Origin of the sequence: Alkalihalobacterium elongatum (genome assembly GCF_019024285.1) — a bacterium.
In the GTDB taxonomy this organism is placed as follows: Bacteria; Bacillota; Bacilli; order Bacillales; family Bacillaceae_F; genus Alkalihalobacterium; species Alkalihalobacterium elongatum.
In genome coordinates this window covers 1-13,720 of the sequence record NZ_WMKZ01000027.1, presented here as the reverse complement: position 1 = coordinate 13,720, position 13,720 = coordinate 1, and the positions used below count along the sequence as shown (strand labels likewise).

The window sequence follows — 13,720 nt, the reverse complement described above, 5'->3', positions numbered from 1 at the left end:
TTGTTCATGTTCGATCCAATTGAAATTAAGGACCTTTCTTATAAGTATGATGCGTTAGGTGAGAAAGTATTAAAGAATATTTCATTAACCGTAAAAAAGGGAGAATGGGTAGCCATAATAGGTCATAATGGATCTGGTAAATCCACTCTTTCACGTTTTTTAAATGGATTGCTCGTTCCCGAAATAGGTACAGTACTCATTAATGGGTTAGACACAAGGGATACTGAGAAGATGTGGGAAATTCGTAAGAACGTTGGTCTCGTCTTTCAAAATCCAGAAAATCAATTAGTAGGAACGACAGTAAAAGATGATATTGCTTTCGGTCTTGAAAATAATGGGGTACCTAAAGTCGAGATGGAAGGTAGAATACAAAAGAGTGCCATAAAGGTTGGAATTGGTCATCTTTTAGGTGAGGAGCCTCATCGGCTTTCAGGTGGACAGAAGCAAAGGTTAGCCATTGCTGGGATTATTGCCATCCAACCATCAGTTATTGTCCTAGATGAGTCTACATCGATGTTAGATCCACAAGGAAGAAAAGAAGTATTACAGACCGTCTTGCATTTAAGAGAGACAGAGAATATGACTGTCATTTCGATTACTCATGATCTTAATGAAGCATCACTAGCAGATCGGGTACTTGTCATGAATCAAGGTGAAATTGTTCGTGAAGGAAGCCCTAGCGAAATACTTACTGATGAAATGTTTATGAAAGATCAAAGTCTCGATGTACCTTTTGCAGTAAAATTACAGCAACAGCTGATGGAAAAGGGCATTCCTTTAAACACAGTTACTTTGTCTATGGACGGTCTAGTGGAGGAACTATGGAAATTAAAGTCGAACAGTTAGGACATACGTATATGCAAGGAACCCCTTTTGAAAAGGAAGTTCTTAAACAAGTTTCGTTTACGGTACCGACTGGCTCATATACTGCAGTTATCGGCCATACAGGGTCAGGGAAGTCGACGTTAATTCAACACTTGAATGGTTTATTAAAACCAACTGAAGGTCGTCTACAAATTGGCGAGAAAGAGATTATTGCCAATCAAAAAACGAAAGACTTAAAGTCTCTTCGAAAAAATGTGGGGCTTGTTTTTCAATATCCTGAACATCAACTGTTTGAAGAGACGGTTGAAAAAGATATTATCTTTGGGCCGTTAAATTTTGGTGTTCCTGAAAAGAGAGCAAAAGAACGTGCGAAAATGCTTATGCCTCTTGTAGGTTTGTCTGAAGACTTTCTAAAGCGGTCACCCTTTGAATTAAGCGGCGGTCAAAAGCGGAGAGTTGCTATAGCAGGTGTGCTTGCTCTAGAGCCTAAGGTGCTTGTACTTGATGAGCCGACTGCAGGGCTAGACCCTAAAGGTCAACGTGAGATTATGGATATGTTTTATCGTTTACATCAAGAGAAACAATTAACAACGATTTTAGTTACACACCATATGGAAGATGCCGCACTGTTTGCTGATCAAATAGTTGTCATGAATCAAGGTGAAATTGCCATCAAAGGTAAACCAGTTGAAATTTTTGCAAATCTTAAACAACTTCAAACGATAGGCTTAGATGTACCAGAGACACTAACTCTAATGTATAAGATGGAAGAAGTTTTTGGCCAACAGATGCCACGAGATTTATTTACTGTTGATCAAGTTGCACAATTTATTAAGCAGTTTATGCTCGAAAAAAGGTGACGCTATGTTCCAACATATATTAATAGGGCAATATGTCCAAGCAAATTCAATTCTACACCGTCTTGACCCACGAGCGAAGCTGTTAGCAGTTTTTTTACTTGTTATTGTGGTTTTCTTCGCTAATAGCTGGTTATCATATGCAGTGATTATTAGTTTTTGTCTAGTAACAATCCTTTTATCAAGGGTACCGATTAAATTTATATATAAAGGCCTAAAACCTATCTTATTACTTGTTCTCATCACTGTTATCATTCATTTATTGTTAAACAAAGAAGGGCAGCTTGTGTTTGAATGGGGGCCGATTAAGATCTATGAATCAGGAATTACCCAAGGTGTGTTTATAGCAATAAGGCTGCTTGTTTTAGTTATCTTTACTTCCCTTTTAACGTTAACGACAAAACCGATGGATTTAACGGATGGATTAGAAAGTATATTATCGCCATTTAAACGATTTGGATTGCCAGCCCATGAGTTAGCGTTAATGATGTCTATATCACTTCGCTTTATACCGACATTGCTGCAAGAAACAGAAAAGATTGCAAAAGCACAAATGGCACGAGGAGTCGACTTTTCAAGTGGTCCACTCAAAGATCGCATGAAAGCTTTTATTCCTCTACTTATCCCGTTATTTATTAGTTCGTTTAAGCGTGCGGAAGATTTAGCCTTAGCGATGGAAGCGAGAGGCTATCGTGGTGGAGAAGGTCGAACGAAGCTACGTCAGCTCTGTTGGTCATTCCGGGATACAGCTATTGTCATCGTAGTTCTTAGCTTTGGGGTGGGATTATTCTTTTTAAGAGTCTAAGGTGAGGTGAGTCAATGCGACGATATAAATGTATCATCTCGTATGATGGTACCGCGTTTTCTGGGTTTCAAATACAACCTAAAGCAAGGACAGTCCAAGGAGAGTTACAAAAGGCCCTAAGAAAAATTCATAAGAATGAAGACGTTCAAGTGCATGGGTCTGGCCGAACAGATGCATCTGTTCACGCTGTTGGACAAGTTATTCACTTTGACACACCGCTCTTGATTCCAACCGAAAAATGGGGACGAGCACTGTCTGCAAACCTACCAAATGATATTGTAGTGCAAGAAGTAGTGGAAGTAGAACAAGACTTTCATGCACGTTTTCATGTAGTGCGAAAAGAGTATCGATACAGAGTGCTAACGAGTAAGATGCCTGACGTTTTTCGTCGTCACTATACGTACCATTACCCGCAAGAGCTTCAATTAGCTGAAATGAACAAGGCTGCAGCTGCTCTTTTAGGTACACATGATTTTACGTCTTTTTGTTCCGCAGGCACACCTGTTGTAGATAAAGTTCGAACCATTTTTCATTTAGAAATTATGCAGCAAGAAGATGAGCTCATTTTTAAGATTATTGGCAACGGCTTTCTCTATAACATGGTCAGGATTATTGTTGGAACCCTTTTAGAAGTCGGAGTAGGTAAACGCAGCGCAGAAGATATGAATGATCTTATTTTGGCCAAAGACCGGGCAGTTACTGGTAAAACAGCTCCTGGACACGGATTATACTTATGGAAAGTTGATTATCAGGATGAGGTATGATTTACTTTTTTTCTGTATATAAAGATGATAGGTATAAATTTTTTTCAAAACAACTCATCCCCGTGTAACAAGTTGTTGACATTAGTGAATATATATTATAAGATGTTAGATGGTATTTCTAAATGAAACCCACTAGCCCCGGGTTGTTTAGGCTTGTTATTATAGACAATGCATTACCATAAAAAATGAAACTAAAATTTATGAAAGCTTTAAATAGGAGGGAAAATCATGCGTACAACATTTATGGCAAAGCCAAATGAAGTTGAACGTAAATGGTATGTTGTTGATGCAGAAGGCCAAACATTAGGTCGTCTTTCAAGTGAAGTTGCCTCTATCCTTCGTGGTAAACATAAACCAATCTTTACACCGAATGTAGATACAGGTGATCACGTAATCATCATCAATGCATCTAAAATCGTTCTTACAGGGAAAAAATTACAGGACAAAATCTACTACCGTCACACGAATCACCCAGGTGGTCTTAAGCAAACGACTGCTGGCGAAATGCTTCAAAACAAGCCAGAGCGTATGTTAGAGCTTGCTATTAAAGGCATGCTTCCAAAGAACACACTTGGTCGTAAACAAGGTATGAAGTTACACGTTTACGCTGGTAGCGAACATAAGCACCAAGCACAAAAACCAGAAGTTCTTGAGCTTCGTGGTTAATTAATAAGGAGGGTATTACTTTGGCACAAGTACAATATTATGGTACAGGTCGCCGTAAGCACTCTGTTGCACGTGTTCGTTTAGTGCCAGGCGACGGTCGTATCGTTATTAATAATCGTGAATTTAATGAGTACTTTGGAAACAAAGAAGTTTTAAAATTAATTATTGAACAACCATTACAAGAAACAGGAGCAGTTGGACAATACGATGTTATTGTTAACGTTACTGGTGGTGGTTATACTGGACAAGCGGGAGCAATCCGTCACGGTGTTTCACGCGCACTTTTAGAAGTTGATCCAGAATACCGTGCACCATTAAAAAGCGCTGGTTTCTTAACTCGTGATGCTCGTATGAAAGAGCGTAAAAAATACGGTCTTAAAGCAGCACGTCGTGCACCTCAGTTCTCAAAACGTTAATATATCTACGTTTCAAGGCTCTCAAGCAAATTGCTTGGGGGTCTTTTTTGTATGTCCAGAATATGTACGATAGCCTTCCTATATTTACCTGTTAAAAGGTTGGAATAATCTAATATTCATTTTGCAATCTAATAGAGATAACTTATAAAAATGAAGTTTTCATTTGATCGAAAAATGATAAAAAAGCTTATATTTAGTATGATTATTATTATTTTTATGAGTATATCCCCTCATTATGCAGATGCCCAAAATCACAGTAATCTTTATGATGTGAAATCTGGTGATACTCTATGGCGCATAGCGAATAGATACAATACTTCTATAGAGAATTTAAAACTATCAAATGGATTACAGTCGGATTTGATATATGTTGGCCAGCGATTATTTGTTCCGATGGCGTATAAAGTTGTTTCTGGATATACTCTTTGGAAGCTTTCTAGAGAATACAATTCAACAGTACAAGCAATAAAAACGGCAAATGGACTTACATCAGATATAATATATATAGGACAAAAAATAAAAATTCCTCCGAAAAAATTAACCATGCAAGGACAGTATGTTTTAATGACAAAAGAGGAATTTAGGAGCTGGTTATTTAACCATATATTTACTCGAAAAATTAGTATAATTCAACAACGCCACACATGGAGACCGATTACGATCGTTTTAATGGGGCTATTCTTTTAAAACTTGTCCAGGCACTGGTTTCTTTGGTGGAAATACGACAACTAGTGCTAAAAATAATTTTTATCCACTAGTATCACGTAAAATTAATGAAATTAAAAGAACAATGGATTAAAAAGAACAATGATCCATATACTTACGTTTCAGGCTCTCACGCATTTATGCATGAGGGTCTTTTTATGTTTAAATTATGTCTGGTGTTTGAAAATATTTTGAATTATTCTCTTTTTAAAAAATTCTGCATCATGTTTATAAGCTTCCTAGTACAGCTACCGCTTCGTACATCATCTTTTTTGAATAAATTATTATTAGCTTGTCAAAAAAGGAGTTGATGTTCATGGCTACAACGAAGCAGCTAATAGTCTGCTTTAAGCCTGGTACGAGAAGGTCTAGTTGTTTAAGTATCCACAAAGAGATAAAAGCAGAGCTTGTTAATGAGATCAAAGAAATTGGCATACATGTTGTTACTGTTCCTGAAAACCAGTTATCATCGTGTCTTTCAAAATATAATTCCTCACAAGTTGTTCAGTTTGTGGAGGAGGACCACTTAATACAGGTTGAACCAATTACTAGTACGACAGAGTTTTCTTCATTGGAAGAAGGGGGTTCAAGTATTTCAACGAACGACCCGCTATTGGAAAAGCAGTGGGGTCTAGCGAACGTTAATGCCCAAGGTGCGTGGGATCTGGCACGTATTTCTCCAATCTCAGCAAAGATTGCCATTCTCGACACTGGTGTCAACCGTAATCATCAAGACTTGAGGGGGAAGATAATTCATTATGCGAATTTCTCAAGCTCCCCAACAGTAGATGATGTTCATGGTCATGGGACTCATGTGGCAGGAATTGCTGCAGCAAGAACGAACAATAAAAATGGAATTGCGGGGATGAGCTATAATTCGGCTGGTATTATGAATATAAAAGTCATGGGAGATACAGGCGGAGGGACGCTCAGCAATGTCGCCCAAGGAATTATTTACGCTACAAATCAAGGAGCACATGTCATCAACTTGAGCTTAGGTGGGACAGTAAGCAACGAGACGCTAAGAAGTGCGGTCGATTATGCATATAACAACGGAGTATTACTAGTTGGTGCTGCTGGCAATAACTCCTCAAACATCGAACATTATCCAGCGGCCTATAATCAAGTACTTGCAGTAGCTGCCACGAATCAAAGTAACGAGCTTGCACCATTCTCCAACTATGGTTCATGGGTAGAGGTAGCTGCACCAGGTCAAGACATTTTGTCGACTTTCCCTGGAGATTCAGGAGATTTAATGACGGGGTATAGGGTTGCATCGGGAACGTCACAAGCTGCACCTTTTATTAGCGGTCTAGCAGGATTGATTAAGGCGACAAATCCAATGTTGACTAATAAGCAAATCAGATCGATCATTCAACGTGCTGCAACCCAATCCGTTTCAGGAGAAACAATTCAATTTGGAAGAATTGATGCCAGGAGAGCAATCCAGCTTGCTCGAAATACTGCAAGTAGTCAACTGCGACGACCAAACACCCCTCCTTTATGGTTGAATACTTCATTAGTTGGCCCATTGTACAGAAGTTGAAAGATTTTTAAATGATATATCTACGGATAGATAAACTTATAAGAGCACCTGAGTGAATTTAGGTGCTTTTTTTAAACGGTCAATTAGTTTAAATAAATGATTAATTAAATAGTAAAAGGGTTTATAAGAAAGTTAGAGAAGTATGTAGTATTAAAAAATCTGACTGCTTCAAGCAATGTGTGGAGGCCAAAATGAAATGAATATAACTCAATTAGATACTTTCGATATTTTAGATAAAATTACGGATGGCTTTTATGCATTAGACTCTAACTGGAACTTTATTTACTTAAACAGTGAAGCAGAGAAAATATTAAATCGTTCAAAAGAGAAGCTGTTAGGGAAATGTGTGTGGGATGAATTTGCCGATGCAATAGATTTACCGATGTATACCCATTACCTATCAGCTATGGAGAGTCAACAATCTGTCAACTTTGATTTTTATTATCCTTCGATGAAACAATGGTTTGACGTTCGAGCTTATCCATCTTCTGAGGGGTTATCAGTTTATTTTCTAGACATTACCGACTTAAAGAGGAAGAACATTCAAAGAGACCAGCATTATCAATCCCTTTTTACAAATAATTTAGATGCAGTTTACTCATTTGATCTAGCTGGAAGATACATGAGTGTGAATAAGGCTTTAGAAAAATTATCGGGTTATAGCGAAGAAGACTTAGTGAATCAATCGTTTTATTCTTTTGTGGTAGAAGAAGATATTCAAAAAGCCATTTATTACTTTGGTGAGGCAGTTAGGGGTACACCTCAAACCTTTAATTGTAAGGTAAATCATAAAAATGGAAGAGTTATTCATTGTAAGATGACAAATATCCCTATAACAGTAGAAGATAAAATAACAGGTATTTACGGTATTTGTAAAGATATTACATTGCAAAAAGCAGCTGAGGAAAGTATTGAGAAAGCAGAGAAATTATCATTGGTGGGGCAGTTATCTGCGTCAATAGCACATGAAATTAGAAATCCTTTAACAACGCTGAAAGGTTTCTTGCAGTTAATACAAGCACAAGAAGAAATTAATCCTGTCCATATTGAAATTTTACTAAGTGAAATGGAACGTATCGAATTAATTACGAGTGAATTATTGCTGTTAGCAAAGCCTCAAGCTGTAGAATTAGGGGAAGAAAATATAAAAGAGACATTAAATGATGTGATTACATTACTACAATCACAAGCGCTTATGAAAAATATTGACATTGTATTTGAATATGATCATGTTGATGCTATTAGTTGTGTAAACAATCAAGTGAAGCAAGTTTTTATTAACCTAATAAAAAATGCAATTGAAGCGATGTCAGATGGAGGAGTAATAAAGGTAGTCCTCTTTGATTTCAGCCAAGATACCGTCTTAATAGAAATTGTTGATCAAGGGTGCGGTATTTCAAAAGAATTAGCCCCTAATATTGGTTTGCCTTTCTACTCAACGAAAGAGAAAGGTACAGGGTTAGGAATGGTAACTACATACAAAATTATTAATGATCATGGTGGTAAAATTGATTTTGAAAGTACATCAGGTGAAGGAACAACCTTTAGAGTTTATTTACCGAAGAAAATGGAAAAGGTAATGAATTAATCTAAGATCATTAAAAATTATTCTTACGTAAAAATAGTGGTTGTTAAGATCCGTGCTCATATAGACATGGATCTTTTTTAAACTACTTGATGAAAATTTTGCTTAAACCAGGACTTGTCACTAAATTGGATAAATTCAACGGTATTTCCATCGCATGAGGTTTATTGAATATCTTGATACTAATGAAAAAGGTATTGAGGAGAGGTTCAAATGACAGTTATTACGACATTTTCTGAAAAACAGCGTGAGAAGCGATGGAAGTTTGAACGAAAAGTCTTAAGACAATTATCATTGAATGATTTGAAAAAGGACGCACAGCAGCATTTTGAACCTTTGTTTCCGTTTCATTTTCAATATGAGCCATTTTTAATTGACCCCATTATTGATGCAGCTATTGATTCATTTTTGATTGGGGCTGAATTTAGTCGATTTGGATTCTATGGCGAAGCATTACGAGATGTGAGGTTTCGCTGTGAAGATGAGATTAGGGATATTTATACACAGTTATTTTATATACTCGAAGGTTGGTATACCTACAGAGATATTGGTTTAGATTCGTTATATTTAGCTGTAGAAGAATTTGTTGAAAAATGGTGGGAAAAAGGTTTTACAGAAGGAACGAAGCGTTATAGAATGCGCCTGCATTAATCTAGACAAGTTTCTGTTCATATTTTCCTCCTTGTCCAAATATAAATAAAGGGAAGAGGACGTAGGAGGGACTGGAATGAAAAAGTGGATAAAAGGGGGCGGCTTCGCTCTTGCGGTTGTTGGATTACTTTTTATTGTACAGTATCAATTTATTAGTGATGACTCATGGTCAACTTGGCAACTCCCTTTGTCAGGAAAAGTAATTATACTTGATCCAGGACACGGTGGACCAGATGGTGGTGCAATGTCTAAAGCAGGATTACTTGAGAAAGATGTAACGTTAGAAATAGCACTCGATCTTAGAGATTATTTACAGGAAGCTGGGGCTCTTGTCCTTATGACAAGAGAAGAGGATAAGGATTTAGCAGACAAGGACGTTAAAAAAATACGACATCGAAAAGTTCAAGATTTAAAAAGAAGAGTTGAATTAATTAATGGTTCGGATGGAGATATGTTCGTTAGTATCCACCTTAACGCTATACCATCACCGAAATGGAAAGGTGCTCAGACCTTTTATAACCGAACAATAGAAGAAAATGAGTATATTGCAAAATTTGTTCAAGATGAGATTCGACGTAATCTAGAAAATACCCATAGAGTCGCGAAGCCAATTGGGAATGTATATTTAATAAAACAAGCGATAACTCCAGGTGTACTAGTGGAAGTTGGTTTCTTGTCTAATCCAGAAGAAGCTCAGTTACTGGAGAGCGAAAAATATCAACAAAAAGTTGCTGCATCGATTTACCAAGGTATTCTTCGATATTACTCTGAAGAGCCAGTTCCTGCATCCTAGTAGCCGTAAGCGTTAAACAACGTATTCCTAAGACGAGTTATGCTATACTAAATATATCTACATAAAAAGGATGGTGTACTCGTTGTTAACAGAAGAAAAAGTATTAAGTGCATTAAAAACAGTGATCGATCCATTTTTAAATAAGTCCATTGTTGAAGCTGATGCCATTCGTGAAATTAAAATCAAGGATAATCATGTAAGTTTAAAAGTTGCCATTGCGAAAACAGGGACAGCAGAGCAAATGCAACTTCAACAACAGATGGTTAATGTATTAAAATCAGCTGGTGCAGAGTCGGTGGGACTTCGCTTTGAAAATCTTACTGAACAGGAAATGCAACAACGTGGTGGAGTTCAACAAAAACAGGCTCCTTCACTTCTTACCTCAAAAAATACAACGTTTATTGCTGTGACAAGTGGTAAAGGTGGAGTAGGTAAATCAACAGTTTCTGTAAACTTGGCTACAACACTAGCTCGACTAGGGAAAAAGGTTGGAATTATAGATGCTGATATTTATGGATTCAGTGTCCCTGATATGATGGGAGTAGAGGAGAGACCTAAAGTCATTGCAGAACGCATTTACCCAGTAGAGCGTTTTGGTGTAAAGGTCATTTCGATGGGCTTCTTCGTTGAAGATAATGCACCTGTCATCTGGAGAGGACCGATGTTAGGTAAAATGCTTAACAACTTCTTTAGTGAAGTAGAATGGGGTGAGCTAGATTACCTTATTTTAGACTTGCCTCCGGGAACTGGAGATGTTGCTTTAGATGTTCATACAATGCTACCGACCTCTAAAGAGATTATCGTTACAACACCACATGCTACAGCGGCCTTTGTTGCGGCACGTGCTGGAGCAATGGCAATTAAAACAAACCATGAAATTATCGGTGTAGTAGAAAACATGTCTTATTTTGAAAGTAAAGTAACTGGCGAAAAAGAGTATGTCTTTGGAACAGGTGGAGGAGAACGTCTAGCTGAAGAATTAAAGACAGAAGTGTTAGGACAAATTCCTTTAGGTCAACCAGAGATTAATAAAGACGATTTTGCACCGTCGATTTATGATGAAAATCATCCGATCGGAAAAATCTATAACGAAATTGCCAAACGTGTTATTGATAAAGTACAAAGATAATGAAAAAGCAGTCCCACTTAATATTTGTGGGACTGCCTTTTTATGTTGGTAAAAACTAATAGGTGCTGGCTTAGACTTCGCTTTTCTCCTTGCGATTAGTGAGATTAATCGATTTAACTAATGAAGAAGAGTCATTTTCTGTTATGATCCGCCGCCGCCTTCACCTTCTTGTTCTTGCTGTTCTTGTTTCTCAGCTTCTTTTTGTAGTTGTTCTGCGGTCACTTTTCCTAATATTTGGTTCACTTTAGCTACAAAGAACGGGCTTTCAAAAGCTTCTGCCATAATGGTCATGACTTGTTGTCGGTATTCTTTTGTTTTCATTAAGTCTAATGCTGCTCTTTCCATTTCTGGGTCTTTTAAGATATCCATCATCATGTCTTGATATTCTGGGTCCTTCATAAGAGCTTTAAGCATTTCTTCCGTTTCCTTCTTTAAACTTTCCGCTAGTGCTTGGGCAAATTCAGGTTCTTGCATTGTATCTTCCCAGAAAGCTCTAGCTTGTTCAGAAGTTAAGGTTCTTTGGATCGTGTCTTTTACAAAAGCTTGTTCCATAATAAGGTGTTGTTGAACTTCTTCATCAGTTACAGCTTCTGCAATTGCTTTCTTGCCTTCATCCGTTTGTAGCATATCAACCATCATCTTTTTTGTACTTTCGTAATCAGGCTGTGTCGTGTTGCCACCGCCTTCAGCTGTTGCGCAACCAGAAATAACTAAGATGAAAATTGATTGGAGTAGGATGAGTTTGTATATTCTCCCCATAAATCTCTTCCTTTCGCTCATTTTGTCATTAATATGCAATATTTCTACAAATTTTATGCGTATCTTCAAGGCATTATCTAGATTTTTTACAAAGTGATTGGTACAATCAATAGAGCATGATTAGAAAGATGGAGGAGCGTTCATCGTGAATAGCCGAAAAGTTGTTTATTTGTTTTTTACATCACTATTAGTTGGTAGTATTAGTGGTGCAATAGTTGGGGTTGCTCTTGACTGGTCCGTGTATACGAATGAAGGAGCAATGAATTTCATTTTTGGATTACTTTGGTTGTTAGGGATCAGTGCTGCTTTTAGTATAATCAGTCAAATGGGTTTCTTCGCTTATTTAACAGTGCATCGATTAGGATTAGGCTTATTTAAATCAGCTAAATTATGGAACAAAGTACAGGTTGTCGTTATTGCCTTTGTTATTTTTGATTTAATATATCTGCGTTATCTTGCTTTTGCACAAGAAGGTGAAACGGTATTCAATTATGTTCTTATGCCGTTACTTCTTTTAATCTACGGTATTATTATTGCGTATATAAAAGCTAAAGATACGAATGAAGGTGCATTTATTCCAGCATTATTCTTTATAGTCGTTGTTACTACTATTGAATGGGTTCCTGCGTTAACAGTTAATGATCCAAAATGGTTATGGATTTATTTTGCGCCATTAATTACAGCTAATACTTGGCAATTACTAATTTTACACAGACTACAAGGTAATCAAGCAAAATAGTAAAAAGAGAAACAGTCGGACAAATCGTCCAACTGTTTCTTTTTTTTAGCTTGGTAAAGCATATTGTCGAATTTCATTACTTGATTTCTTTGCTTTTGGTTGTTGTGCTTGCAATTAATTCACTGACCGTTGTAAATTTGTATCCGTTCCCTTTTAACTGGTCAAGAATGACCGGTAATGCCTTATGTGTTTGTTTTGCGGAGTCAGATGCATGCATCAGTATAACATCTCCTTTACTTGCCCCTTTAACAGTTGTTTCGACAATTTTATCTACACCTGGGTTTTCCCAGTCGTTTGAGTTAACACTCCAGTGTGCAATCGAATAATCGAGTTTATCAGCAATGTTAAGGACTCTTTTATCAAATTGTCCATGAGGTGGTCTTAGCAAGACTGGTTTCTTTCCTGTTAGGTCAGTTAATACTTGACCACTACGTCGGATGTCCTTTTTGATTTTATCGTCATCCCATGCAGGGTAACTTTCATACTGGTACCCATGATTTCCGACTTCATGTCCATCATCAATAATGCGTTTTACGATATCAGGGTGTCGTTCAGCCCATGCTCCCGAAAGAAAAAAGGTAGCTTGAACATTTTTATCTTTTAATATATCAAGGATGGGTAAAGCTCTTTGATCACCCCAACTTATATTAAACGATAAAGCCATAACTTTCTCATCTGTTTTTGCTTTGTAAAAAGCTTGAGGTCCATCAGAGGTTGAGAAAACCATCATTTCATTACGTTCTACAAATAAAATGCCAGCAGTAAAGAAAGCAGCAACAATTATAATTGATAATTGCTTTATTTTTTTTCCATTCAACACAAAAAAGAACTTCATCAAACCCCTCCCTGTCCAATTCTCTAAAATAACTGTATGCATTTACGGACAAGATATGAATAAAATTCCTGATTTTAGAAAACAATTTTAAAACAGATTCAAATTTATTGGCAGAGGTGGAAGAAAATGCTTGGATTTTTATTGAACATGAAAGAAGTACAAGAAGTAGAGTATCTATTAAAGAGAGAGATGGAGGAGTTACTTCTTGATTTAACAGATCCAAGAATAGATAACGTCGTAAAAAAAGCGATGGAAGAGAAGTACCAAATTATTTTTGGAATATATCGTAGAGTTGCATCACCGAAAGAATGTACTAAATATATAAGAACATCTCAGTATAAACACCTAAATTAGATGATAATACTACCTCGTGGAAATTGTAACGTTGTTAGTATTACATGAGGTAGTAATTATTTTTCAAGAAGATGTTGACGAAAGAAAATGGACATGCTATAGTATTTCTTACGCACTGATGCAACAAACTATTCGAGTTCAACTCATAAATAAATGTGTTGACATTGAAAATGTATCGTGTTAAGATTTAAAAGTCGCCATTGAGGCGGGAACAAAAAAGTTCTTTGAAAACTGAACAAAAAGCCAAGCGAAATAAAGAGATACATGATATCTCGTCAATGTTTTAAGAAA

General features: G+C 36.8%; 16 protein-coding genes. 14 read left to right on the top strand and 2 right to left on the bottom strand.

Annotated elements, in window-relative coordinates; genetic code table 11:
• The first annotated feature begins 6 nt into the window (after window positions 1-6).
• The 12 genes from GKP30_RS19045 to GKP30_RS18990 all read left to right on the top strand — a co-directional run bounded on the left by GKP30_RS19045 (window position 7) and on the right by GKP30_RS18990 (window position 10,742).
• Window positions 7-846: an energy-coupling factor transporter ATPase gene (locus GKP30_RS19045; RefSeq protein WP_216831063.1), complete on the top strand. Its 840-nt coding sequence runs from the start codon at window positions 7-9 to the stop codon at window positions 844-846.
• Window positions 822-1,685, top strand: a complete 864-nt coding sequence (locus GKP30_RS19040) for an energy-coupling factor ABC transporter ATP-binding protein (RefSeq protein WP_216831062.1) — start codon at window positions 822-824, stop codon at window positions 1,683-1,685. Before GKP30_RS19045 ends, GKP30_RS19040 begins: the two co-directional genes overlap by 25 nt.
• A gap of 4 nt (window positions 1,686-1,689) precedes the next feature.
• Window positions 1,690-2,487 (top strand): energy-coupling factor transporter transmembrane component T family protein, encoded by a 798-nt coding sequence (locus tag GKP30_RS19035; RefSeq protein WP_216831061.1) that lies wholly within the window; start codon window positions 1,690-1,692, stop codon window positions 2,485-2,487.
• 14 nt (window positions 2,488-2,501) lie between these two features.
• Window positions 2,502-3,251 (top strand): tRNA pseudouridine(38-40) synthase TruA, encoded by a 750-nt coding sequence (gene truA, locus GKP30_RS19030; RefSeq protein ID WP_216831060.1) that lies wholly within the window; start codon window positions 2,502-2,504, stop codon window positions 3,249-3,251.
• A gap of 228 nt (window positions 3,252-3,479) precedes the next feature.
• Window positions 3,480-3,917, top strand: coding sequence for a 50S ribosomal protein L13 (gene rplM, locus GKP30_RS19025; protein ID WP_216831059.1), 438 nt, complete (start codon window positions 3,480-3,482; stop codon window positions 3,915-3,917).
• 20 nt (window positions 3,918-3,937) lie between these two features.
• A complete protein-coding gene (gene rpsI, locus GKP30_RS19020) occupies window positions 3,938-4,333 on the top strand; it encodes a 30S ribosomal protein S9 (protein WP_216831058.1) in 396 nt (131 codons plus the stop codon).
• 150 nt (window positions 4,334-4,483) lie between these two features.
• A complete protein-coding gene (locus GKP30_RS19015) occupies window positions 4,484-5,020 on the top strand; it encodes a LysM peptidoglycan-binding domain-containing protein (protein ID WP_236035214.1) in 537 nt (178 codons plus the stop codon).
• A gap of 334 nt (window positions 5,021-5,354) precedes the next feature.
• Window positions 5,355-6,584, top strand: coding sequence for a S8 family peptidase (locus GKP30_RS19010; RefSeq protein WP_216831057.1), 1,230 nt, complete (start codon window positions 5,355-5,357; stop codon window positions 6,582-6,584).
• A gap of 196 nt (window positions 6,585-6,780) precedes the next feature.
• On the top strand, window positions 6,781-8,172 hold the full coding sequence (locus GKP30_RS19005; RefSeq protein ID WP_216831056.1) for a PAS domain-containing sensor histidine kinase: 1,392 nt from the start codon (window positions 6,781-6,783) through the stop codon (window positions 8,170-8,172).
• Window positions 8,173-8,382: 210 nt separating this feature from the next.
• Window positions 8,383-8,820: a DUF2521 family protein gene (locus GKP30_RS19000; protein WP_216831055.1), complete on the top strand. Its 438-nt coding sequence runs from the start codon at window positions 8,383-8,385 to the stop codon at window positions 8,818-8,820.
• Window positions 8,821-8,896: 76 nt separating this feature from the next.
• Entirely contained in the window at window positions 8,897-9,613 is a 717-nt protein-coding gene (cwlD, locus tag GKP30_RS18995; RefSeq protein ID WP_216831054.1) for an N-acetylmuramoyl-L-alanine amidase CwlD, read from the top strand.
• A gap of 82 nt (window positions 9,614-9,695) precedes the next feature.
• A complete protein-coding gene (locus GKP30_RS18990) occupies window positions 9,696-10,742 on the top strand; it encodes an Mrp/NBP35 family ATP-binding protein (protein ID WP_216831053.1) in 1,047 nt (348 codons plus the stop codon).
• Window positions 10,743-10,883: 141 nt separating this feature from the next.
• On the opposite strand, the gene gerD is transcribed toward GKP30_RS18990, so the two are convergent.
• Complete coding sequence (gerD, locus tag GKP30_RS18985; RefSeq protein WP_216831052.1) at window positions 10,884-11,501, bottom strand: spore germination lipoprotein GerD; 618 nt, start codon at window positions 11,499-11,501, stop codon at window positions 10,884-10,886.
• A 145-nt stretch (window positions 11,502-11,646) separates the two neighbouring features.
• On the opposite strand from gerD, the gene GKP30_RS18980 reads away from it, so the two are divergent.
• The gene (locus GKP30_RS18980) at window positions 11,647-12,240 is read left to right on the top strand and encodes a KinB-signaling pathway activation protein (protein ID WP_216831051.1); all 594 of its coding nucleotides are present in this window, start codon (window positions 11,647-11,649) and stop codon (window positions 12,238-12,240) included.
• A 76-nt stretch (window positions 12,241-12,316) separates the two neighbouring features.
• Here GKP30_RS18980 and pdaB read toward each other — a convergent pair whose 3' ends face one another.
• The gene (gene pdaB / locus GKP30_RS18975; RefSeq protein ID WP_216831050.1) at window positions 12,317-13,075 is read right to left on the bottom strand and encodes a polysaccharide deacetylase family sporulation protein PdaB; all 759 of its coding nucleotides are present in this window, start codon (window positions 13,073-13,075) and stop codon (window positions 12,317-12,319) included.
• Between the two features lie 126 nt (window positions 13,076-13,201).
• Here pdaB and GKP30_RS18970 point away from each other — a divergent pair, with 126 nt between their 5' ends.
• Window positions 13,202-13,429 carry a hypothetical protein gene (locus GKP30_RS18970; RefSeq protein ID WP_216831049.1) on the top strand — a complete coding sequence of 76 codons (228 nt, stop codon included), beginning with the start codon at window positions 13,202-13,204 and terminating at the stop codon, window positions 13,427-13,429.
• Window positions 13,430-13,720 lie beyond the last annotated feature (291 nt).